The sequence below is a fragment of the Eikenella sp. HMSC061C02 genome, assembly GCF_001809035.1.
In the GTDB taxonomy this organism is placed as follows: Bacteria; Pseudomonadota; Gammaproteobacteria; order Burkholderiales; family Neisseriaceae; genus Eikenella; species Eikenella corrodens.
On record NZ_KV795575.1, the window covers coordinates 15,051 to 36,975 of the forward strand.

The 21,925-nt window shown below is 56.5% G+C and carries 19 protein-coding genes; 12 read left to right on the forward strand and 7 right to left on the reverse strand.

The genetic code is table 11. The features are described 5' to 3' along the window. Nucleotides 1–306: 306 nt before the first annotated feature. The 3 genes from HMPREF2541_RS11720 to HMPREF2541_RS10585 all read right to left on the reverse strand — a co-directional run bounded on the left by HMPREF2541_RS11720 (nt 307) and on the right by HMPREF2541_RS10585 (nt 2,690). Nucleotides 307–441, reverse strand: coding sequence for a FeoB-associated Cys-rich membrane protein (locus HMPREF2541_RS11720; RefSeq protein WP_083296824.1), 135 nt, complete (start codon nt 439–441; stop codon nt 307–309). Next, nucleotides 441–2,303: a ferrous iron transporter B gene (locus HMPREF2541_RS10580; RefSeq protein ID WP_070543517.1), complete on the reverse strand. Its 1,863-nt coding sequence runs from the start codon at nt 2,301–2,303 to the stop codon at nt 441–443. Before HMPREF2541_RS10580 ends, HMPREF2541_RS11720 begins: the two co-directional genes overlap by 1 nt. 99 nt (nt 2,304–2,402) lie before the next feature. After that, nucleotides 2,403–2,690 (reverse strand): FeoA family protein, encoded by a 288-nt coding sequence (locus HMPREF2541_RS10585; RefSeq protein ID WP_064084949.1) that lies wholly within the window; start codon nt 2,688–2,690, stop codon nt 2,403–2,405. A 712-nt stretch (nt 2,691–3,402) separates the two neighbouring features. On the opposite strand from HMPREF2541_RS10585, the gene pip reads away from it, so the two are divergent. After that, nucleotides 3,403–4,341: a prolyl aminopeptidase gene (gene pip / locus HMPREF2541_RS10590; protein ID WP_003821784.1), complete on the forward strand. Its 939-nt coding sequence runs from the start codon at nt 3,403–3,405 to the stop codon at nt 4,339–4,341. A gap of 232 nt (nt 4,342–4,573) precedes the next feature. Beyond that, a complete protein-coding gene (gene aspA / locus HMPREF2541_RS10595; protein WP_070543519.1) occupies nt 4,574–5,971 on the forward strand; it encodes an aspartate ammonia-lyase in 1,398 nt (465 codons plus the stop codon). An 82-nt stretch (nt 5,972–6,053) separates the two neighbouring features. Here the strand turns inward: aspA and HMPREF2541_RS10600 are convergent, their stop codons facing one another. Next, entirely contained in the window at nt 6,054–7,211 is a 1,158-nt protein-coding gene (locus HMPREF2541_RS10600; protein WP_070543566.1) for a THUMP domain-containing class I SAM-dependent RNA methyltransferase, read from the reverse strand. A 160-nt stretch (nt 7,212–7,371) separates the two neighbouring features. On the opposite strand from HMPREF2541_RS10600, the gene mutY reads away from it, so the two are divergent. Both mutY and HMPREF2541_RS10610 read left to right on the forward strand, forming a co-directional pair. Next, nucleotides 7,372–8,388 carry an A/G-specific adenine glycosylase gene (gene mutY, locus HMPREF2541_RS10605; RefSeq protein WP_070543521.1) on the forward strand — a complete coding sequence of 339 codons (1,017 nt, stop codon included), beginning with the start codon at nt 7,372–7,374 and terminating at the stop codon, nt 8,386–8,388. Nucleotides 8,389–8,628: 240 nt separating this feature from the next. Then, the gene (locus tag HMPREF2541_RS10610) at nt 8,629–10,884 is read left to right on the forward strand and encodes a TonB-dependent hemoglobin/transferrin/lactoferrin family receptor (protein WP_070543523.1); all 2,256 of its coding nucleotides are present in this window, start codon (nt 8,629–8,631) and stop codon (nt 10,882–10,884) included. Nucleotides 10,885–11,166: 282 nt separating this feature from the next. Here the strand turns inward: HMPREF2541_RS10610 and HMPREF2541_RS10615 are convergent, their stop codons facing one another. Together HMPREF2541_RS10615 and HMPREF2541_RS10620 are read right to left on the reverse strand one after the other, a co-directional pair. Next, complete coding sequence (locus HMPREF2541_RS10615) at nt 11,167–12,084, reverse strand: EamA family transporter (RefSeq protein ID WP_070543525.1); 918 nt, start codon at nt 12,082–12,084, stop codon at nt 11,167–11,169. Between the two features lie 45 nt (nt 12,085–12,129). Beyond that, nucleotides 12,130–12,381 (reverse strand): DUF1289 domain-containing protein, encoded by a 252-nt coding sequence (locus HMPREF2541_RS10620; RefSeq protein WP_023886358.1) that lies wholly within the window; start codon nt 12,379–12,381, stop codon nt 12,130–12,132. Nucleotides 12,382–12,659: 278 nt separating this feature from the next. Here HMPREF2541_RS10620 and murU point away from each other — a divergent pair, with 278 nt between their 5' ends. From murU to HMPREF2541_RS10645, 5 genes are all read left to right on the forward strand, one after another. Further along, the gene (gene murU / locus HMPREF2541_RS10625; RefSeq protein ID WP_070543526.1) at nt 12,660–13,358 is read left to right on the forward strand and encodes an N-acetylmuramate alpha-1-phosphate uridylyltransferase MurU; all 699 of its coding nucleotides are present in this window, start codon (nt 12,660–12,662) and stop codon (nt 13,356–13,358) included. Nucleotides 13,359–13,513: 155 nt separating this feature from the next. Further along, a complete protein-coding gene (locus tag HMPREF2541_RS10630; RefSeq protein WP_070543528.1) occupies nt 13,514–14,596 on the forward strand; it encodes a FlxJ family methyltransferase in 1,083 nt (360 codons plus the stop codon). A gap of 74 nt (nt 14,597–14,670) precedes the next feature. After that, a complete protein-coding gene (locus HMPREF2541_RS10635; protein ID WP_070543530.1) occupies nt 14,671–15,447 on the forward strand; it encodes a hypothetical protein in 777 nt (258 codons plus the stop codon). A gap of 77 nt (nt 15,448–15,524) precedes the next feature. Beyond that, a complete protein-coding gene (locus HMPREF2541_RS10640) occupies nt 15,525–16,463 on the forward strand; it encodes a restriction endonuclease (protein ID WP_070543532.1) in 939 nt (312 codons plus the stop codon). Between the two features lie 140 nt (nt 16,464–16,603). Beyond that, on the forward strand, nt 16,604–17,383 hold the full coding sequence (locus HMPREF2541_RS10645) for a hypothetical protein (protein ID WP_070543534.1): 780 nt from the start codon (nt 16,604–16,606) through the stop codon (nt 17,381–17,383). Nucleotides 17,384–17,459: 76 nt separating this feature from the next. Here the strand turns inward: HMPREF2541_RS10645 and HMPREF2541_RS10650 are convergent, their stop codons facing one another. Beyond that, nucleotides 17,460–18,701, reverse strand: coding sequence for a D-alanyl-D-alanine carboxypeptidase family protein (locus HMPREF2541_RS10650; protein ID WP_070543536.1), 1,242 nt, complete (start codon nt 18,699–18,701; stop codon nt 17,460–17,462). 280 nt (nt 18,702–18,981) lie between these two features. On the opposite strand from HMPREF2541_RS10650, the gene ilvA reads away from it, so the two are divergent. The 3 genes from ilvA to cutA all read left to right on the forward strand — a co-directional run bounded on the left by ilvA (nt 18,982) and on the right by cutA (nt 21,721). Further along, on the forward strand, nt 18,982–20,508 hold the full coding sequence (gene ilvA, locus HMPREF2541_RS10655; RefSeq protein WP_070543538.1) for a threonine ammonia-lyase, biosynthetic: 1,527 nt from the start codon (nt 18,982–18,984) through the stop codon (nt 20,506–20,508). A gap of 113 nt (nt 20,509–20,621) precedes the next feature. Then, the gene (locus tag HMPREF2541_RS10660) at nt 20,622–21,257 is read left to right on the forward strand and encodes an alpha/beta hydrolase (RefSeq protein WP_070543540.1); all 636 of its coding nucleotides are present in this window, start codon (nt 20,622–20,624) and stop codon (nt 21,255–21,257) included. Nucleotides 21,258–21,397: 140 nt separating this feature from the next. Further along, complete coding sequence (gene cutA / locus HMPREF2541_RS10665; protein WP_070543542.1) at nt 21,398–21,721, forward strand: divalent-cation tolerance protein CutA; 324 nt, start codon at nt 21,398–21,400, stop codon at nt 21,719–21,721. Nucleotides 21,722–21,925: the final 204 nt, after the last annotated feature.

Genomic DNA, 21,925 nt, shown 5'->3' on the forward strand with positions numbered 1-21,925 from the left:
ACGCTGTACTGGTTTAAATTTAATTCACTATATTGTCTGTTTACTCAACCGAAGAATAAACCATAGTGCCTGCCCCGATGCAAGGTGTGAAGGTGATGTTGTTGTTTTAAATAAAGGAATATCGTCTTCCAAGCCGCCCTATTCTTCACGCAAATCCGTGCCTGACTGTTGGCGCAGTAAAATTTTCAGGTAGCCTCAAACTTCCGAAAGGCTACCTGAAAGCGTCAGCTTCAACGAAGTTAAAACAAAAAAGCAGCCTGCATCTTCCCTCAAATGGGGTGCAGGCTGCTTTTCTGTTCGGCAGGCCTAACCGCAACCGCCGCATTTGCCGCAGCCGCTGCTGCAATCGTGTTTCGTTTTTTTGGGTTTGAACATGAACTTCCGCAGCAGGAAGAACGCGCTGGCAAGCATGATGAGGGCAACGATAATATATTGAAGCATCACAAAATCCTTGAACTAATTTGGTAAACGGCGAAGGCGGCGAGGTAGGCGAGTGTGAACATATAGCCCGCAATGATAGCGGTGTGTTTCAGCGATTTGGTTTCGCGCCGAATCACGGCCAAAGTGGCGGCGCACATGGGGGCGTACACATACCAGGCCAAAAATGCGAAGGCGGTGGGCAGGCCCCAGTTGCTGTGGACGATGGGAATCAGCGCGTTCTGCACCGCGTCTTCGGACGACGCGCCCACGGCATACACCGTGCCCAGCGCGGCCACGACCACTTCGCGCGCGGCGATGCCCGGAATCATGGCGATGCACATTTCCCAAGTGAAGCCCAGTGGGGCGAACAGCGGCTGGATGGCGTGGCCGATCATGCCGGCTAGGCTGTAATCGATTGCCGCGCCGGTTGCGCCTTCGGGCGGTGCAGGCCAGCTGACCAAGCCCCACAGAATCACAGTCAGCGCGAAAATAATCGTGCCGGCGCGTTTCAGGAAGGCTTTCACCCTGTCCCACAGGCTGGTTAAGATGTGTTTGAAGTTGGGCATGCGGAAGGTGGGCAGCTCCATCAACAGCGGGAACTGCTGCACATTACCCTTAATCCGCGCCAGCCGTTTCATGAGGTAGGCGGCAAGTGCGGCGGACAGGATGCCTGCGATATAGAGCACGAACAGCGTCAGCCCTTGCAGGTTGAATATGCCGAACACGGTTTGGTTGGGGATGACGGCGGCGATAATCAGCGCATACACGGGCAGCCGCGCGGAGCAGGTCAGCAGCGGGGCGACGGCGATGGTGACCAGCCGTTCGCGCGGGTCGTGGATGGTGCGGGCGGACATCACGGCGGGCACGGCGCAGGCGAAGCTGGACAGCAGCGGAATGAACGAACGGCCGGACAAGCCGCTTTTCGCCATCACGTTATCCAGCAAAAACGCGGCGCGCGGCAGATAGCCCGAGTCTTCCAGCAGCAGGATGAAGGCGAACAGGATGGTAATCTGCGGCAGGAACACCAGCACGCTGCCTGTGCCGGCAATCACGCCGTTCACGATTAAATCGTTCAAAATGCCGGGCTGCATATTGGCGGCCACCCATTCGCCCAGCCAGCCGAAGCCGCCTTCGATGGCTTCCATAATCGGCGCGGCCCAAGTGTATACGGCTTGGAACACCATAAACAGGATGACCATCAGCAACACCACGCCCCACACGGGGTGCAGCACGATTTCGTCCAATTTTTTGTGCCAGGCGGGCAAGGTCATTTCCGTGCGCACGACTTGCGCCAAAATGGATTCGACTTCGTGATAAAGCGCGTCGCTGTCCAATTCGTCCAATGTGCGTTCGGCCGCGGACGGATTGGCGGGGAACGAGCGTTTGCGCGGCAACTGCGCCACGGCTTCGCGCACCGCCTGCACGCCCGACGCGCTCACGGCCACGGTTTCCAGTACGGGCATACCCAACAGTTCGCTCAATTTGGCCGCGTCGATATTCAACCCGCGCCGTTGTGCCACGTCGCTCATGTTCAGCGACACCACCATCGGCAGTTTCAGCGTTTTCAGTTCCAAAATCATGCGCAACGTCATGCGCAGGTTGGTCGCGTCGGCCACGGCAATGATGGCGTCGGGCGGAATGCCGAGTTTGCCCACCGCCACGTCTTTCGCCACCGCTTCGTCGGGGCTGGTGGTGCGCAGGCTGTATGTGCCGGGCAAATCGACAATGCGCACGGCTTCGTCGTCCAAAAACGCGCCTTCGCGCTTGTCCACCGTTACGCCCGGATAATTGGCCACTTTGGCGTGCGCGCCGGTCAGCCCGTTGAACAACACGGTTTTGCCGCAGTTGGGCGCGCCGATTAGGGCGAAATAGCTCAGTTCCATCGTGTTTCCTTTTTGATTTCTCTCAATTTTCTTCTGTTTGCCGCGTGCAGGCTGCTTTTTTGTTTTAACTTCGTTGAAGCTGACGCTTTCAGGTAGCCTTTAAGGTGCAGGCTGCTTTTGTTCCGCATCGACCACATGGCACATAATCTTCCCCGCCTCTTCCTGCCGCAGCGAAAACTGCGACTGGTTGCCCAAGCGCACCGCAAACGGCCCGCGTCCGAAGCCGCCCACGGCAATCACCTGCAAAGGCATGCCGCCGGAAAAGCCCAAATCCGCCAAACGGCGCGACACCAAGGCATCGAGCTCGCCGAACACGGGATTGGGGACAATGGAATCAATATGCGCAACTGCTCCTTTGCGCAGCTGGGAGAGTGGGATGGTGGGCATAGTTGAGCTCTCTAGAATGAAGTTGGTAGTTTCACGGCAAAAATGGTTTTGATTATTTTTTCTTGTCGAAGTTACTATGATAATAAATCTTATTAACGTAGAACTCAAACTGAAAACCGCAATCATTTTAGCTTTATTAAGTAATTTATTGTGCTAAATCAAAAAAGAAAGGTTTCTGCTCAAGGCAAGATATGGCATCAGAAGCAAAGAAGAAGGCTACCTGAAAATGCAATGCAGCAAAGTTTCTGCAAAGCTAAATTTTCAGGTAGCCTTTTATTTTATTTTGTTTCCTCATGTTGCCGAAGCAGCTTTCCATGTAGATTGACGGTCTGGCGCTGGCGCTCCACCATATGTAAATGAAGCTATTTAGCCACACATAATTCCTATCTGCCAAGCCGCACCTATTGCGTATTTCAGCCCAACCATTACTCTATTAAACCATTTAAATAAAACAAATCTTTACGGAAATTTAAAAAATAAACAAAATGGTGTATGATTATTCTTACGATATGCCCGGAGCCGTTATATAGTCGTTCCAAATAGGAATGAAACCAGGCGGCAAGCTGCAGATAGTATTAAGCTAACCATAAAGCGAGCCAACGTCGTATCATTCCTTTTTAGAACATCTGTATACAGATGGCAAACGGAGTATCGATGAGCATCTGTTAGGCAATACCGATATCTGTCCAAATTCTGAATTAAGGAGAAGTTTATGTATCCGATTCAAGAACCACTCCGCAGCGGCATGCTGCCTGTATCTGAGCTCCACACAATCTACTGGGAGGAAAGCGGCAATCCCGCAGGCATCCCTGTTATCTTCCTGCACGGTGGCCCCGGCGCCGGATCTAGTCCGGCTTGCCGGGGTTTTTTCAATCCGGAAAAATACCGTGTCATCATCATCGACCAACGCGGCAGCGGCAAATCCACCCCTTATGCCGAAACTCGCGAAAACACCACTTGGGACTTGGTGGAAGATATTGAAAAAGTAAGAAAAATGCTTGGCATCGAGAGCTGGCTGGTATTCGGCGGCTCATGGGGTAGCACTCTTTCTCTCGCCTATGCCGAAACCTATCCCGACCGTGTACGCGGCTTGATTCTGCGTGGTATTTTCCTCTGCCGCCAAATTGAAATTAATTGGCTGAGCGAAGAAGGCGGCGTAAGCATGATTTACCCCGAGCAATGGCAACGCTATTTAGCCGCCGTGCCGCCGGAGCAACGCGCCGGTTCATTAGTTGAGGCTTATTATTGGATGCTTAATTCGCCCGACCCCGCCGTGCATCTGCCTGCCGCCAAAGCTTGGGCAGATTGGGAAAGCTGGCTGATTTGGTTCGACCCCAAACCGGTGGACGAAGACCCACAAGCCTCTTTGGCCATCGCCCGCTTCGAAAACCACTATTTCATGCACCAAGGGTGGTTGCAGGGCGATAAATCCATCTTGGCCAACGCCCACAAAATCCAGCATATCCCCACCATCATCGTGCAAGGCCGCTACGACCTCTGCACCCCCACCCGCAGCGCATGGGATTTGAAGCAGGCACTGCCGCAGGCCGATTTGCGTATTATCCAAAGCGGCCACTACGCGCAAAACCCTGCCATCGCCGATGCCCTAGTGCAGGCCACCGATGAATTTGCCGAACGGCTCGGCGCTTGATTGATTCCGTTGAGCACACGCGATGAGGCTACCTGAAAACCGTTTCACTGTTTCAGGTAGCCTCTTTGATTTAACGCCAATCATGTCTAGCAACTAACTGCTATCATTTTGCTGGCAATGAATGCTAACCAACACTCTCCCAACATAGTGCAGTACGCTATCAGCAATCTTTAGGCTACCGCTGTCGCCAGCCTGCATTAACCACCCTACTCCACTCAAAGGATAGCCAAACATGACAACCCGCACCGAACACGATCTCCTAGGCAAACGCGAAATCCCCGCAGCCGCCTATTGGGGCATCCACACCCTGCGCGCAGTGGAAAACTTCCAAATCTCCGGGCAGAAGATTTCCGACGTGCCCCAGTTTGTACGCAGCATGGTGATGGTGAAAAAAGCCGCAGCCCAAGCCAACGGCGAGCTGGGCGCACTCGAGCCCGAAATTGCCGCCGCCATTGTCCAAGCCTGCGATGAGGTGCTGATTAAAGGCCGCTGCCTCGACCAATTCCCATCCGACGTATTCCAAGGCGGCGCCGGCACTTCAGTGAACATGAACACCAACGAAGTGATCGCCAACCTCGCATTGGAAGCCTTAGGCCACGCCAAAGGCCACTACGACATCGTCAACCCCATGGATCATGTGAACGCCAGCCAATCCACCAACGACGCCTACCCCACCGGCTTCCGGCTGGCCGTGTACACCAGCATCGGCGATCTACTGGGCAAACTGGCACACCTAAAAGACACCTTTGCTGCTAAAGCTGATGAATTCAAAGACATACTAAAAATGGGCCGCACTCAGCTGCAAGATGCCGTGCCCATGACTGCCGGCCAAGAATTCCAATCCTTCCAAGTGCTGCTGGCAGAAGAAGAAACCAACCTCGAACGCACCCGCCAACTGCTGTTGGAAGTGAACCTCGGTGCCACCGCCATCGGCACCGGCATCAACACGCCACAAGGCTACGCGCCGCTGGCGGTGCAAAAACTTTCCGAAATCAGCGGTCTGCCCTGCAAGCTCACCGAAAACCTGATTGAAGCCACTTCCGACTGCGGCGCCTATGTGATGGTGCACGGCGCCTTGAAGCGCACTGCAGTAAAGCTCTCCAAAATCTGCAATGATCTGCGCCTACTCTCCTCCGGCCCGCGTGCCGGCCTGAAAGAAATCAACCTGCCGGAAATGCAGGCCGGCTCATCGATTATGCCCGCCAAGGTAAATCCCGTGATTCCCGAAGTGGTAAACCAAGTTTGCTTCAAAGTAATCGGCAACGACACCGCCATCACCTTCGCCGCCGAAGCCGGTCAGCTCCAACTCAACGTGATGGAACCGGTTATCGCACAATCCATGTTTGAAAGTATCTCGCTTTTAGGCAACGCCGCCGTTACCCTGGCCGACAAATGCGTGCGCGGCATCACGGTAAACCGCGAAATCTGCGAACGCTACGTCTTCAACTCCATCGGTCTGGTAACCTATCTCAACCCCTACATCGGCCATGAAAACGGCGATCTGGTGGGCAAAATCTGCGCCCAAACCGGTAAAACCGTGCGCGAAGTGGTGCTGGAGCACCAACTCTTAAGCGAAGCCGAGCTCGATCGCATTCTGGCGCCTCAAAATTTGGCTAATCCAAACTTATAAGCTTAATTTAAAACAAAATAAAGGCTACCTGAAAACCGAGTACTGGTTTTCAGGTAGCCTTTTGTTTGATGCTTAAATACAGCTATTCCACCTTGGGTGTGCGGTGGGAGCCGCGTACCATGTCGAGCAGGAACAGGCGACAGTCGAGGTTGCCGTTGTAGAGGGGGATTTTGCGTTTGGGGGACAAGCGCATGAGTTTGGGCATGTCGCGGTCGGCGGTGAGCAGGCCGCAGAGCCAGCCGGGGTAGTGCTGTTTGAGCCAGGAGCCGAGCTGGGGGTAGAGCGCGTGCAGGGTGTGGATTTCTTCGAGGCGCACGCCGTAGGGCGGATTGGCGAGGAGGATGCCGTTTTCGCCGTTGGGTCGGGTGTCGCGCACGTCGGCTACCTGAAACACGATGTGTTCGGCCACTTGGGCTTCGCGGGCGTTGATGGCGGCGGTTTGGATCAGGCGGCGGTCGGTGTCGCTGCCGGTGATGGGTGCGGGAGCTTGCGGCAACACGGCGGCTTGGGCTTCTTGGCGCAGGCGCTGCCAGAGGTCGGCATCAAAGTTGTCCAGCTGCTCAAAACCGAAACGGCGTTCGAGGCCGGGCGCGCGACGGGTGGCGATAAGGGCGGCTTCGATGGGGAGGGTGCCGCTGCCGCAGAAAGGGTCTTGGAAAGGCTGGCTGCCGTTGTAGCCGGCGAGCAGGAGCAGGCCGGCGGCGAGGTTTTCGCGCAGGGGGGCGGCACCGGTATCTTGGCGGTAGCCGCGTTTGAACAGGGCTTCGCCGCTGGTGTCGATAAAGATGGCGGCATGCTGTTCGCTGATGAAGGCGTGGATGCGTATGTGCGGATTGGATTTGTCTACGCTGGGGCGTTGGCCTTGGCTGCTGCGGAAGCGGTCGCACAGGCCGTCTTTGATTTTGAGGGCGGTAAAGTCGAGGCTTTTCACGCGGGCGCGTTTGCCTTCCACTTTGATTTTGAAGGTTTGCCCGGCATGAAACCAGTCTTCCCAACGAATGCTTTTGGCGGCGCGGTAAATGTCGTCTTCGCTGCGGTAGGGCTGTTTGGCCAGTTGCAGCAGGATGCGGCTGGCGGTGCGGGAGTGGAGGTTGGCGCGGTAGGCGGCTTCGAGGCTGCCTTGGCAGGATACGCCGCCGTCGGTGGGGGCGATATGGGTGCAGCCTTGGGCGTCCAGCTCTTGGGCGAGGATGGTTTCGAGGCCGCGCGGGCAGGTGGCGAAGAGGGTATGGATGGTCATGACTGGCAATCGGGGTTGGTTTGGGCTGCGATTATAGCGGGAAACGGGCAGATTGCGGCGGAAGGCTACCTGAAAACCATCCGGCGGCAGCTTGGGCAGTATCATTGCCATTTTAATCCGCTATACAATACGGGATTTTCGGTTTCAGGTAGCCTTATCTATGAACACAGATTTCTCCGCCCGGCTGGTGCGCTGGCAAAAGCAACACGGGCGGCACGGCCTGCCTTGGCAGGTGCGCGATCCTTATGCGGTGTGGCTTTCGGAGATTATGCTGCAGCAAACGCAGGTGGCCACCGTGTTGGCATACTACCCGCGTTTTCTGGCGGTGTTTCCAAACGTAGCCGCGCTGGCCGCGGCGGATGAAGACGAAGTGCTCGCGCTATGGGCAGGGCTGGGCTACTACAGCCGCGCCCGCAATCTGCATGCGGCGGCCAAACAAGTGATGCACGATTTCGGCGGCCGCTTTCCCGATACGCGCCAAGGCTTGGAAACGCTCAAGGGCGTGGGGCGCAGCACGGCGGCGGCGATTGCCGCCTTTGCCTTCGGCCGGCGCGAAGCGATTTTAGACGGCAACGTGAAGCGCGTTTTGTGCCGAGTGTTTGCACAAGACGGGGCAATCGGCGACAAAAAATTCGAAACCGTTTTGTGGGATTTGGCCGAAAGCCTGCTGCCCGCAGCCGAGGACATGACCCCCTACACGCAAGGGCTGATGGACTTGGGCGCGATGGTGTGCAAACGCAGCAAACCGCATTGCTATGCCTGCCCGATGGCGGAAATCTGCCTGGCCAAACAGCAAGGGCGGATTGCCGAACTGCCGCGCAAGAAAACCGCAGTGGCGGTGAAGGAAGTGGCGCTGTATTGGCTGGTGTTGCGCGACAAACGGGGCAGGGTGCTGCTGGAAAAACGCCCGTCCGGCGGCATTTGGGGCGGGCTCTACTGCGTGCCCTGCTTTGAGCGGCTGGATGATTTGTATGAACGTGCAGCCGCTTTCGGCGTGGCCGTAGAAGATTTGGCCGAAGGGGATTTGGTGAGCCACCGCCTCACGCACCGCCTGTTGCAGATTACGCCTTTGCAGGCAAACGGCGTGGCGGCTGCTGCGGCACACGGCAGCCTGTGGGCTAATTCAGCGGAATACGGTTTGCCCAAGCCGCTGGCGGAATATTTGCGGCGCGGCTAAAGCAAGAGGCTACCTGAAAACCGGTTTTCAGGTAGCCCTTTTCTGTGGCGGGTGGTTAGAAAGCAATAAATTCACCCTTAGGTTTACAGTGTCGCAACAATTCACTTGCTAATGCTAAATTTCCTTTACCTCTTTTAAAACGAAATATAGAATTGTTATCACTTATATTATGGTGGCAGCCTAATGAATACCGTCCGGGCTGTTTTTTTTTCATACAGTCATTCCGTTTCGAGAACCCAAATGCACACACAGCCCCATCCATTTTCCTGCCTGCAGAGCCGCCTGTTATCTGCCTTATGCCTGCCAGCCGTATTCGGTTTCGCCGTTTTGCCTGTCCGGGCAGCCGGTGAAATCGGCGATAGCGCCGTATTGCCCGTGATTGAAATCAAAGGGCATCGCGCGCTTTCCACTCAGGCCGGGCAATCCCGCCTTACCCGCGAAAACATCGACCAGCAGCAGGCCGACAACGTGGCCTCCCTGCTCGACCTGCTACCCGGCACCAGCAGCTCCGGTTCGCCGCGCCCCGGCGGACAAACCCTGAATATCTGGGGCTTCGGCGATAACGAAGACATCAAAATTTCCATCGACGGCGCAGCCAAAAACTTCGAGCGCTATCGGCAAGGATCGGTGTTTATCGAGCCGGAACTGCTGCGCCAAGTTACGGTGGACAAAGGTTCGTTTGACGTATCGCGCGGCAATGGCGGTTTCGGCGGCGCAGTCAAGCTGGAAAGCCGTGATGCAAAAGAGTTTTTGCGTGAAGGGCAAAACGTGGGTGGACTGCTGAAAATCAGCCATCATACCAACGACGAGCAATGGCAAACCAGCGCAGCCCTCTTCCTGCAAAACAACAGCCAAAGCTGGGACGGCCTGCTCTACACCTCGGTGCGGCGCGGTCACGATATCGAACAGCCCGATGGCGAGCGGCTGGCGTATTCCGCCAACAACCAGCAGAGCTTCCTCATCAAAAGCAACTACAGTCCGGCTTCCTCCCACCGCTTCACCCTATCGGCCATGTACGGTCGGCATCATGCCTGGGAGCCTTTTGCCGCCAAACGCGGCGAATTACGCGGCCCTTCACAAGCCGAAATTCGCCGCTACGGTCTGGATGCCGCCTGGAAGCGCAAACTGGTGTACCGCCGCCAAGACGACCAAAGCTATTCGCTCAAATACCGCTACATGCCGGAAAACCCGTGGTTCGACCTCACCGTGCAGCTCAACCACGCTAAAACCGTGCAAGACGATACCCGCCCGGAAAACGCCGGCTCCGGCTTCCTCGGCAGCATGGGCAACCAAAGCCACACCGCCTATCAGGACACCGGCCTAGACATTAGCAACGTGAGCCGTTTCTCCACCGGCAGCCTGCAACACCGCCTTACCCTCGGCCTACAAACCAACCGCCACGTACGCGAAGTGATGATGTACGACAAGAGTCGGCAAAACAACGCCAATTTCAACTACGGCCGCTTCCAACCCTACTACATGCCTGCCGGCAAGCAGCAGCAAAACAGTTTTTACGTACAAGACGAAATCCGCATCGGCACATGGACTCTTACCCCTGCCCTGCGCTACGACCATATCCACAACCAAGGCGAGCCCAATTTGGCACGCGGCTACAACACCCCATCCGCCGGCCACGACTACCGCAGCAAAACCTACAGAGGCTGGTCGCCGTTTTTGGGCATCGCCTGGCAGCCGAGCGAAAATATCTTGCTGTTTGCCAACGCCAGCCGCACCTGGCGCGCCCCCGTAATCGACGAACAATACGAAGTGCAATCCGCCGCTAGCAGCGCTTCCGCCACCAGCCTCTACCTCGAACCCGAGCGCCTTACCTCCTTCAGCCTCGGCGGCATCCTGCGCTGGCAGAACCTGCTGCGTGCAGAAGACAGCCTGCAACTGCGTACCACCCTGTTCCACACGCGCGGCAAAGACGAAATCTTCAAAAGTAGGGGCATTTTCTGCCGCGAACAGCTGCCCAACCGCCCCAGCAGTGTGTGCGCCCAACCCATCGGCAACTACCGCAACCTGCCCGGCTACACCATACGCGGCGGCGAAATCGAGGGCTACTATGAATCCGACCGCTGGTTTGCCGGCCTCACTTATTCCTTCATGCGCGGCAAACGCCAAGGATCGCCGCGCAACCCCTGGCACGACCAAGACACCTGGCTTGCCGATATTCCGCCGCGTAAAGCTACTGCCACCCTCGGTGCACGCTTCCCCGCGCAAGGCCTAACCTTCGGCTGGAAAGCTGAATTCATCCGCCGCCAAGACCGCTCGCCCACCGACAGCGACCCGATGGCCGCCTACTGGGCGCTACCCCAATCCAAAGGCTACGCCCTACACGGCCTCTTCGCCACCTGGCAGCCGCCACGCCAAAAACAGCTCACCCTGCGCCTGACCGTGGACAATCTGTTCAACCGCCGCTACGCCCCCTACTTGGGCGAGGCCGTGAGCGGCGTGGGCAGAAACATCAAAGGCAGCCTGTCGTGGCAGTTCTGACGGCAACCATTGGATGAACCAATAAGAATTAACGAACCAATAAGAAAAGGCTACCTGAAAAATTGTTTTCAGGTAGCCTTTGTATTGGTATGGCAAAACGGTCGGATATAGTGGATTAAAATTACAATGATATGGTGTTGGCTCGCCTTGACGTACTGCCTATACGCCTTGCCTTAATCCACTATAGTTTTCAGGTAGCCTTTATCCGCGCCATAGAGGTTACCTGAAAGCGAAGCTGCAATGCAGTTCAAACGTAATACGGCACAGTTTTTGTGAGGCTGATCACACTGCCACGCCCATTTTCGCCAGCAGCCAATCCAGATAAAACAGGCTGTAAATCGCTGCAAGTGCCAACACAATGCCGGCTTGGTTTACGGCCGAAATCTTCTCCTTGAACGCCAGCGCACCGGTGAGCGTGCCCAACACAATCACGCCCAAGTTCATGCCGGCAAATACCAAGGTCGGGTCGCCGGAAAAAGCATGGTGTGCCTTGATATAAAACAGGATATTGCCAAAATTCAACAGCCCAAGCAGCAGCCCGCCGGCAAAATCCGCCGCCTTGAGCGGTTTGCCCTGCTGCCACACATAACCCCACATCAACACGCAAGCCAGCGCGAAGGCCACAAACAGATTCAGCGACAGCGCCTGCCCGGTTTTGGATAACTGCTTAAACAGAATATCAATCACCCCAAAGCCCAGCCATACTCCCGCCAGCCAAAACATCCCGCCATCTTGCTTACCCTTGCCAGGCTTATAGAGCAAAGCCGCCAGCGCACTGAAAGCCAGCACAATGCTCACAATTTTATTGCTGTTCAGCCGTTCGCCAAACAGCAGGAAAGCCGCCAATACCGGCAACACCAGCGACAGCCGCTGCGCTGCATCCGAGCGTACAATCCCCGCCTGTTCCACCGCCCGCGCCATCACCACAAAAATGCTCGGCAACAGCACGCCCAAAGCCAAAAACGGCCACAGGCCGCCAATATCCGCCTCACGCAGGCTATCCAGCGGCGGCGCAAGCAAAAACCAGCAGCAGGCCGTGGCCACAATATAGTTCACCGCAATCGCATGCTCAATGTGAACCCCTTTTTTGCGCGCGATTTTCAGCAGCACCGAAACCGCCACGCTGCACAAAACCGCCAAGGCGAGAAACTGCCATGTCCAAGAGTCAGGAAAAAAAGATAAAGCAGATAAAACCAACATGATTGATGTTTAATGATAAAAGAGAAAGAAGAATGAGCAGGATGCTTAGAAAAAATCGAAATCCATCTGCTCCGGCAGTTCAATAGAAACAGCCTGCTGTTCAGCCGCCAACTGCAACAGCTTGCGCTTGCGTAAACGGCACAGGCGCAGCACGTTTTGCTTCTGCGTATCCGTAAGCTTCAGCCAATACAGCCGCTCCTCACGGCTGCGCAAACAGCCTTTGCAATAGCCCTTGCTATTGGCCTGGCAAACGCCGATGCAGGGGCTGGGAATGCTGAAAAATTCGAGTTGTTCCATGATGTGTGCGAAACGCTGCGCGAAGGCGGCATTGTATAGCAAGCATTTGGGGGGAAGCCAGCGGCAGAAGGGTTGGCTGAAAATGCCATATCACCAGATTGCAACGAAACTGAAGTTTTCAGGTAGCCTAAAATAGCAAATGGCTGGCATCCATACCTCGCTTTTAACTAGGCATACACCAAACCCTAAACTATCCCCTACCCCACCAAAAGGCTACCTGAAAACCCATTCCGCTATATAATCGCCCGGTTTTCTCACTCTTAAGGCTACCTGAAACCATGAAAGCCATGATTCTGGCTGCCGGGCGCGGCGAGCGGATGCGCCCGCTCACCGACACCCTGCCCAAACCCATGCTCCCCTGCGGCCGCGAGCCGCTCATCGGCTGGCATTTGCGCCGCCTGGCCGCCGCCGGCATCAGAGAAATCGTTATTAACCACGCCTGGCTCGGCGAAAAAATCGAGCAAGGCCTCGGTAACGGCAGCCGTTATGGCGTGTCTATCCGATATTCGCCCGAAGCACCCGGCGGGCTGGAAACCGCAGGCGGCATCGCCACCGCCCTGCCGCTCTTAGGCAGCGAGCCCTTCCTGGTGATCAACGGCGACATCCTCACCGATTTCGACTGCCGCACCGCCATCGAGCGTGCCGCCCAAATGAGCTCGCACACCCTCGCCCACCTCTGGCTCGTGCCCAACCCTCCGCACCACCCGCAAGGCGATTTCCGCCTGCAACCCGGCGGTCAAGTGACCGACGCCGAATCCCCAGAGCCCGCCCATACCTTCAGCGGCATCGGCCTCTACCGCCCCGAGCTTTTCGCCCACACCGCCGCCCACCAACGCGCCAAACTCTCCCCCCTATTGCGCCAAGCCATGCAGCAAGGCCAAGTGTGCGGCGAAATGCACACCGGCCTGTGGCTCGACGTAGGCACGCCCGAACGTTTGCAGGAAGCCGCCCGCATCAGCGGGCAATGGGCAGGCTGATACTGAATTAATCCAAAATCCGTTTTAGCTTTATAGAAATTCCGCTTCTTTCGGAAGCTCCGTTTTAACTTCGTTGAAGCTGACGCTTTCAGGTAGCCTTCTCCTTTGCTTAAAGGCTACCTGAAAACCCAAACCCCTTTATCGGCCAATCCATTATGAACGCCAAACACACTCTCGAACGCTACAGCCAAGAGCAGTACACCGCCCAAGAAGCCCAGCGGCTTGCCCAACAAATCATCTTCGGCCCCATCGCCTTCCAAGCCTCCCGCCTGATGGTGAAATTCGGCATCCTCGAGCGGCTCAACCGCGCCGCCGAAGGCCAAACCCTCGAAGAAATCGCCCAAGAAGCCAAGCTCAGCTGCTACGCCGCCCAAGTGCTGCTCGAAGCCTCCCTCTCCATCGGCACCGTCCTCTGCGAAAACGAACGCTACCGCATCAGCAAAGTCGGCTGGTTTTTAATCAAAGACCCCATGTCCCCCATCAACATGGATTTCGTGCACGACGTCTGCTACCAAGCCGCGTTCGACCTCGAAGCCGCCCTGCTCGAAGGCCGACCCGCCGGGCTCAAAGTGTTCGGCAACTGGCCCACCGTGTATGAAGGCCTCTCCAGCCTTCCCCCGCGCGCCCTCGAAAAATGGCTCGCCTTCGACCACTTCTATTCCGACCAATCCTTCCCCGCCGCGCTGAAAATTGTCTTTTCCCAACCCGTCCGCCGCCTGCTCGACGTGGGCGGTAACACCGGCCGCTGGGCATTGCAATGCGTGGCATACAACCCGGAAGTGCAGGTCACCATCATGGATTTACCACAACAAATCCAACTGATGAAAGAGCACACCACCAGCCTGCCCGGTGCCGAACGCATCCACGGCCACCCCGCCAACCTGCTCGACCCCGCCACCCCATTCCCCGAAGGCTTCGACGCCATCTGGATGAGCCAATTCCTCGACTGCTTTACCGAACAGCAAGTTACCTCCATTCTCAGCCGTGCCGCCGCCAGCATGAGCGAAAACCCCACCCTCTACATCCTCGAGCCCCTGTGGGACAGGCAAAAATATGAAACCGCCGCCTACTGCCTCACCCAAACCAGCCTCTACTTCACCGCCCTGGCCAACGGCAACAGCAAAATCTTCCACAGCGCCGACCTCAGCCGCTGCATCGAAGCCGCCGGCCTGCAAATAGCCAAAATCCACGACAACCTCGGCCTCGGCCACAGCCTCTTGTGCTGTAAGAAAGCGTAAAATAGAAAAAGGCTACCTGAAAAACCAAACCGCAGTTTTCAGGTAGTCCCAACCCGCATAACAAGGAAACCGCCATGCAATCCATCAAATTAGCCCTCATCCTATCCGCCGCCGCCCTGCCCCTTGCCGCCCAAGCCAAGCAGCCTGCCCGCCAAGCCGCCGGCCTGCCCCAATTCATCCGCAGCATCAACCGGGACGCGCCCATCAAATCCGGCCCCTTCACCATCCGCCGCGCTGCCGCGCAAGGCGGCAACATCCTGATCGACGCCGCCATCGACAGCCAACAACTCCCCCTGCCGCCCGCCGCCGAACGCGCACCCACCGTCCAAGCCCTGCAAACCCTTGCCGAAGCCTCCTGGTGCGAACACCCCCAATTCCCCGCCCTCAACCAAACCCGCAGCCTCACCACCCGCTACACCGTCAGCGGCGAAACCGCCCCCATCAACCTCACCATCCCCGCCGGCCGCTGCGCCCAAATCCAAAGCAGCCAAAGCCCCGCGCAACAGGAAGAAAACGGCCAAATCGCCGCCCTCATCCTCCTCATCCCCGGCATGAACCAGCGCCTCCCCCTCACCGAAGACAAGCTCACCCTGCAACGCGTCCGCTTCGACCACACCGCGCGCACCATGCACAAACACCTCACCCTCAACGACCCCGAGCTAGCCAAACAGCCCGTCGCACAAATCCGCGCCAAACTGCAGGCCGAAGCCCGCACCCTCGTGTGCGATGACCCCCTGCTCGCCCAAAGCAACCGCTACTACCCCACCACCCACCACTTCACCCTCCCCGGCCAATCCGAAACCTTCGAAGCCACCGTTACCAAAAACAGCTGCACCGAAAACGCAAAATAAACCGCCCGGACACACAAAGGCTACCTGAAAACACTTAACTAACCGTCTTCCCGACTGATCTTAAAAGAGCTCCAATTATGCCGATCCCACATTTCGATGATTTACGCCAACCTACTCTTGCTATTTTGAGTGATGGGAAAATAAGAAAAAAATCTGATTTAATTCTACCGTTACAACAGCATTTCAAATTAAGTGATGAAGAGATTTCCCAAGAATACGAATCCGGTAACGGTGCAATTTTTCCAGACCGTATCTCTTGGGTTCTCAGCTATTTCGCTATGACCGGCCTGCTTGACCGACCTAGACGCGGCTATTATGTCATCAACGACTTGGGAAGAAAGTACTCAAAAAAATCTTCTGAAGAAATTATCGAATACGTTAAACAGAAAATGATGGAGCGGGGGCAAGGAAAACAAAAATGTCTGAAACCATCTATTGACGATGCACAAACTGATACCGTAGAAAGTACGCCGCAAGAACGACTCTACAACTCCTATCAAGACATCCGCCAAGTTATATACGATGAAATCTTGGATACCATCCTAAGCAAAAGCCCGGTCGCATTCGAAAGACTGGTAGTTGAGCTGCTGCAAAAAATGGGCTACGGCGGCACATTGGACAAACCTGGCCGGGTAACCAGACAGAGCAGAGACGGCGGTATAGATGGCGAAATCCGAGAAGATGTGCTGGGGTTAGGGCGTATTCATATCCAAGCCAAATGCTACCAGCGCGAAAAGACTATTGGTAGGCCAGAAATTCAAAGCTTTGCCGGTGCACTGCTTGGCAGTAATGCTAATAAAGGCGTTTTTATTACCACAGCCCAATATACCGATGATGCTAAAAAATATGCCGAAACTATTCCCAATGCCCGCATCATTTTAATAGATGGTAACAAATTGGCTGAGTATATCTACCAATATGGTCTAGGTATGCAGGTAGAGCAAACCATTGTTATCAAAAAACTGGATACTGATTATTGGGATGAAATTCCAAACAACACAAATAGTAAAAACTGATCTCTTCCTACCAGTATCAGCCTGACGGATTTTTATACACCACACAAAAGGCTACCTAAAACTTCAGTTTCTTAGAGGCACAACATCCTTCAGAAACTCCGTTTCAGACAGCCCCAACCCAGAAAGCAATAGGAAACCTCATGTCTGCACGCCTTCAAACCCTCCTCCTAACCGTCTTGCTGGCCGCCGCCCCAATCATCCAAGCCCAGCCCACCCGGCAAGAGCTGCAAACTGCGGTTGATGCCATCAATCGCAATCTGCCCGCCAACCGAGGCGGGCCGACTACCATATACAAAGTATCTTTGGAAAACGACCAGTTCGTGATCGACAGCATAATCGACCAGGCAAAATTACGCCCCCTCCCCCCAACAGCCAGCCTACGGCAAGTCCTGCAAGACAACTTCTCCAACGATAACATCATGCAACTTTTCGCCTGTAACAGCCCGGAAAGCAGGCAACTCAACGATTCCGTAGCCTTCATGATGCGAATCCGCCTATCCGACACCCCTTCCGACATCATGACTTTTACCATACCCAAAGGCTATTGCGCCGCCCATCCCGCCCGGCCTAGCAATCCGGAAGACAACTACCTGACCATGGTATCCAATTTGGCAAACAGCCTCCAATCCCAACTGCCGATTAAGGTTAGCGACGCAATAACCATAACCCAAATCCATTTCGATGCTGCCAAACGAACCCTGCACCGCCACATCATCGTGAACGATCCCGAATTTCCCAGCAAAAGCCTATCTGCCATCCGCACACAGCTCCGGCAACATGCGGAAAACACTTTCTGCGCTTCCCCGTCCTTCGCTAGAGGCAACAGCCATTACGCCTTCCACAAACACTTTACTTTCGCCAACCGCCCGGGTTCGGTCGATGTCGTTATCCCCCAAGGCTTTTGCGCCAACCGCCGATAGGCAGTACTAAATAAAAGGCTACCTGAAAACCCCGTTCCGAGTTTTCAGGTAGCCTTTATCGCACAATTACATCGTGTTAAGACCCGCTAAACAGGCTCTTAAACCACAGCACGATGCTGTCCCACAGGCGGCCGAAGAAGCCGGCCTCGGCCACGTCGTTGAGCGCCACCACGTCTTTCTGCGCCACCACGCGGTTTTGCGCGTCCATAAATTTCACGGTGCCGAGCACTTGGCCTTTGCTAATCGGCGCGAGCACGGGCTGTACGGTTTCCAGCACGGGCTGCAGCTGCGCGGCCTGACCGTGCGGCACGGTGATGTAGGTGGCGTCGATAAAGCCGACGTTCACGGCGTTATCCGCGCCTTTGTACACTTTCACCTGCGAAATGGCGGTCTCGGCCTCATACAGCTTGGGCGTGTCGTAGGATTGCAGCGCCCAGTTGAGCAATTTGCTGCTCTCGGCGGCGCGCGCCTGCATGCTTTCGGTGCCCACCACCACGGAAATCACACGGCGGCCGTTGCGTTTGCTGGAGGCAACCAGGTTGTAGCCCGCGCTGTCGGTATGGCCGGTTTTCATGCCGTCCACGTCGGGGTCGCGGTAGAGCAGCAGGTTGCGGTTGGGCTGGGTGATGTTGTTGTAGCTGTAGGATTGGATGGCGTAGAGCGGATAGTATTGCGGATAGTCGTGAATGATGGCCGCGGAAAGGGTGATGAGGTCTTGCACCGAGGTATAGTGCTGCGCGCCGGGCAGGCCGGTGCTGTTTTCAAAATGGGTGTCGTTCATGCCGAGCCGTTTGGCTTCGGCGTTCATCAGCTGCACAAACTGCGCTTCGCTGCCGGCCACGGCTTCGGCCAGGGTGATGGAAGCATCATTGCCGGACTGCACAATCACCCCTTTGAGCAAATCGTCCACGCGGGCGGGGGTTTTCGGGTCGAGGAACATGCGCGAACCTTCCGCTTTCCAGCCCTGCTCGGAAACGGTAAAGGTTTGATCCGGTTTGAGCTTGCCTTCTTCCAAGGCTTTGAACACCAAATAAGCGGTCATCAGCTTGGTGAGCGAGGCGGGCTCGATGTGCTCGTTTAATTTGTGCGAGGCGAGCATCTGGCCGCTTTGCGCATCATACACGGCATAGGCCGAGGCTTTGATTTCGGGCAAACCCACGGCGGCTACGGGCTGGGTGGCGGCGGAATTGGCGGCGGCGGCCGGAGCGGAAGCGGCGGGGGCAGAGGCTTGGCGGGGGGCAGAGGCCTGCGGCGCGGCCTGCACCTGCCAGCCGGCCACTAAAAGGGATAGGGTGAGGAGGGTGAGTTTTTGTTTCATTGCGTTGTCTGTTGGATTTGATTGAATGGCTTGCCGCCGGCAGGCTTGGGATTGAGGCTACCTGAAAGCGAAACTGCAAGGAAGTTAAAGCGCAGCGGAGGTTCTGCAAAGCAGAAATTTTTCAGGTAGCCTGCCGCCAAAAGCCAATCATGCGGCAAAATTGCGCCGATTATAGCCGCTCAAGCCTGTATTGCTAAGCGTTTAACCTGATTTTTCTTGCCAGCGGCGGCGCAAACGGAGTATCTTGCCGCCTTTCAAAACAATTTCAGACACTGCCATCATGCCTTTGCCCCACACCGACTACCTTACCCGCATCCTCACCGCCTCCGTTTACGACGTGGCTGCCGAAACACCGCTGGATTTCGCCCGCAACCTTTCCGCGCGCAGCGGCAACCGCATCCTGCTCAAACGCGAAGACCTCCAGCCCGTGTTCTCCTTCAAAATCAGGGGCGCATACAACAAAATGGCCAAGCTGCCGCCCGAGCTTTTGCAAAAAGGCGTGATCACCGCCAGCGCCGGCAACCATGCCCAGGGCGTGGCGCTTTCTGCGCAAAAGCTCGGCTGCGAAGCCACCATCGTGATGCCCGAAACCACACCGCAGATTAAAGTGGACGCAGTGCGCTCGCGCGGCGGCAAAGTGGTACTCAAAGGCGTGTCGTTCAACGATGCCTACGACCACGCCGTAAAGCTGGCCAAAAGCAGCGGCCAAACCTATATCCCGCCGTTCGACGACCCCGACGTGATTGCCGGCCAAGGCACCATCGGGCTGGAAATCGTGCGCCAGCATTCCAAGCCGATTGATGCCGTGTTCGTGCCCATCGGCGGCGGCGGGCTGGCGGCCGGCGTGGCCGTGTTCATCAAACAGGTGCGCCCCGAAATCAAGGTAATCGGCGTGCAAACCCATGACTCCTGCGCCATGAAAACCTCCATCGAAGAAGGCCGCCTAGTGGCGCTCAAAGATGTCGGCCTGTTTTCAGACGGCACGGCGGTGAAGCTGGTGGGCGAAAAAACCTTCCGCCTGTGCCGCGAATTTTTGGACGAAATCATCACGGTGGACACCGACGCCATCTGCGGCGCGCTTAAAGATATTTTCGACGACACCCGCAGCATCTGCGAGCCCGCCGGCGCGCTGGCCTTGGCCGGCCTCAAAGCCTACATCGCCCGCGAGCAGGCGCAGGGCCAAACCCTGATTGCCGTAACCAGCGGCGCCAACATCAATTTCCACCGCCTGCGCCACGTTTCCGAGCGCAGCGAACTGAGCGAAGGCAACGAAGGCATTTTTGCCGTGTCGATTCCTGAACAGCCTGGCAGCTTCCTCAAGTTCATCAACATTTTGGGCAGCCGCAACATCACCGAATTCAACTACCGCTACGGCGACGACACCACCGCCCATATTTTTGTGGGTATCCAAAGCAAAGGCGCGGCCGACCTGGCCGCCATCAGCGCCGAGCTCACCACCGCCGGCCTGCCCAACACCGACCTTTCCGAAGACGAAACTGCCAAAATCCACATCCGCTACATGGTGGGCGGCCGCACCGGCAAAGTGGCGCACGAACGCCTGTTCAGCTTCGAATTCCCCGAACGCCCCGGCGCACTAGCCTACTTCCTCAACCGCATGCAGATCGGCTGGAACATCACCCTGTTCCACTACCGCAACCACGGCTCGGATTACGGCCGCATACTGGTGGGCATCGACGTGCCGCCCGCCGACAACCAAGCCTTCGCCACCTTCCTGCAAGAGCTGGGCTATGTGCACACCGAACAAACCGGCAACGCTGCCTACCGCCTGTTCCTCGGCCAGGCCTAAAGATTGCCGCCACTTATTTTCAGGTAGCCTCATCAGCCCGTTCAGGCTACCTGAAAGCATCACTATATAGCACCGTTAAAACCAAAATCCATTTATAAACCAAGAGAATCCAAATGCTCGCTCCCCAACACCTACTCTGGATAGACGGCCCCGCCGGCCGCCTGCACACCATCTACCTGCCGCCCGAAGCCCCCGAGCGCGGCGTGGCCATCATCAACCACCCCAACCCCCTGCACGGCGGTACGTTTACCAACAAAGTGATCCAAACTGCCGCCAAAGTCTATGCCCGCCTTGGCTTCCACTGCTACCTGCCCAATCTGCGCGGCGTGGGCGAAAGCGAAGGCGAACACGACTACGGGCGCGGCGAAACCGACGACTGCCTCGCCGTCATCGACTACGCCCAGAACCAACACCCCCATGCAGCCCAACTCATCATTTCCGGCTTCTCCTTCGGCGGCTACGTGAGCCTGTTTGCCGCCCAACAGCGCCGCCCCGATGCCCTCGTTCTGCTCGGCCCCGCCGTGGGCATGTATGAAGTGCCCGCCGCCCAAGCCGCCGACCCGGCGCATACTTTGGTAGTCCACGGCGAAATTGATGAAGTCGTCCCACTGGCCAACGCCCTCAGCTGGGCCGCCCCGCAAGACATCCCCGTGGTTGTGCTGCCCCAATCCTCCCACTTCTTCCACGGCAAACTCATCCCCCTGCGCGACACCCTACTGCGCTTCGTACCCAGTGTGTTGGAAAAATAAGCTGATCGGTTTCAGGTAGCCTTTGGATTGGAAAGGCTACCTGAAAAACTATCCGCCACACTTCCCCTATTGAACCCAAAATATCCGCCAGCCTGCTGTACCCAGCCAGGCTACCTGAAACCCATCTCCTCCTTACCGCCATGCCTACCTGCCAACCAGCCATCGTCCTCACCACCTGCCCCAGCCAAGCCGAAGCCGAACGCATCGGCAGGCTCCTATTGCAACAGCGCCTCGCCTCCTGCGTGCAATACGAAGCCATTCAAAGCCAATACATCTGGCAGGGCGGGCTCTGTTGCGACAGCGAAATCCGACTCACCATCAAAACCGCCGAGCGGCACTATCCCGCCGTTGAACACCTGATTCTCGAACAGCACAGCTACGATTGCCCGCAAATCCTGCTGCTGCCCGTATCCGGCGGCGCAGAAGGCTACCTGAAATGGCTGCAAGATAACCTCGCGCCGTAATCCGCCCGACTATCTTTAATAATATTGCCGCAGATCAAAGGCTACCTGAAATATTGGCTACGCAGAAACCCGCAGAGCCCGCTTTCAGGTAGCCTTCTTTGCCAGCCGCATACAGCTGAAAGACTTTGCTACATGCCAAGCCACAAGCCGCAAATAGGCTAATCCATATAGCCAGACCAGCCACCGCCGCAGGAAGCAAAGGGC

Excerpts from the sequence above, each read along its gene's own strand:
- HMPREF2541_RS11720 (WP_083296824.1), bottom strand. The coding sequence starts at position 441 with ATGCTTCAATATATTATCGTTGCCCTCATCATGCTTGCCAGCGCGTTC.
- HMPREF2541_RS10580 (WP_070543517.1), bottom strand. The coding sequence starts at position 2,303 with ATGGAACTGAGCTATTTCGCCCTAATCGGCGCGCCCAACTGCGGCAAA.
- HMPREF2541_RS10585 (WP_064084949.1), bottom strand. The coding sequence starts at position 2,690 with ATGCCCACCATCCCACTCTCCCAGCTGCGCAAAGGAGCAGTTGCGCAT.
- pip (WP_003821784.1), top strand. The coding sequence starts at position 3,403 with ATGTATCCGATTCAAGAACCACTCCGCAGCGGCATGCTGCCTGTATCT.
- aspA (WP_070543519.1), top strand. The coding sequence starts at position 4,574 with ATGACAACCCGCACCGAACACGATCTCCTAGGCAAACGCGAAATCCCC.
- HMPREF2541_RS10600 (WP_070543566.1), bottom strand. The coding sequence starts at position 7,211 with ATGACCATCCATACCCTCTTCGCCACCTGCCCGCGCGGCCTCGAAACC.
- mutY (WP_070543521.1), top strand. The coding sequence starts at position 7,372 with ATGAACACAGATTTCTCCGCCCGGCTGGTGCGCTGGCAAAAGCAACAC.
- HMPREF2541_RS10610 (WP_070543523.1), top strand. The coding sequence starts at position 8,629 with ATGCACACACAGCCCCATCCATTTTCCTGCCTGCAGAGCCGCCTGTTA.
- HMPREF2541_RS10615 (WP_070543525.1), bottom strand. The coding sequence starts at position 12,084 with ATGTTGGTTTTATCTGCTTTATCTTTTTTTCCTGACTCTTGGACATGG.
- HMPREF2541_RS10620 (WP_023886358.1), bottom strand. The coding sequence starts at position 12,381 with ATGGAACAACTCGAATTTTTCAGCATTCCCAGCCCCTGCATCGGCGTT.
- murU (WP_070543526.1), top strand. The coding sequence starts at position 12,660 with ATGAAAGCCATGATTCTGGCTGCCGGGCGCGGCGAGCGGATGCGCCCG.
- HMPREF2541_RS10630 (WP_070543528.1), top strand. The coding sequence starts at position 13,514 with ATGAACGCCAAACACACTCTCGAACGCTACAGCCAAGAGCAGTACACC.
- HMPREF2541_RS10635 (WP_070543530.1), top strand. The coding sequence starts at position 14,671 with ATGCAATCCATCAAATTAGCCCTCATCCTATCCGCCGCCGCCCTGCCC.
- HMPREF2541_RS10640 (WP_070543532.1), top strand. The coding sequence starts at position 15,525 with ATGCCGATCCCACATTTCGATGATTTACGCCAACCTACTCTTGCTATT.
- HMPREF2541_RS10645 (WP_070543534.1), top strand. The coding sequence starts at position 16,604 with ATGTCTGCACGCCTTCAAACCCTCCTCCTAACCGTCTTGCTGGCCGCC.
- HMPREF2541_RS10650 (WP_070543536.1), bottom strand. The coding sequence starts at position 18,701 with ATGAAACAAAAACTCACCCTCCTCACCCTATCCCTTTTAGTGGCCGGC.
- ilvA (WP_070543538.1), top strand. The coding sequence starts at position 18,982 with ATGCCTTTGCCCCACACCGACTACCTTACCCGCATCCTCACCGCCTCC.
- HMPREF2541_RS10660 (WP_070543540.1), top strand. The coding sequence starts at position 20,622 with ATGCTCGCTCCCCAACACCTACTCTGGATAGACGGCCCCGCCGGCCGC.
- cutA (WP_070543542.1), top strand. The coding sequence starts at position 21,398 with ATGCCTACCTGCCAACCAGCCATCGTCCTCACCACCTGCCCCAGCCAA.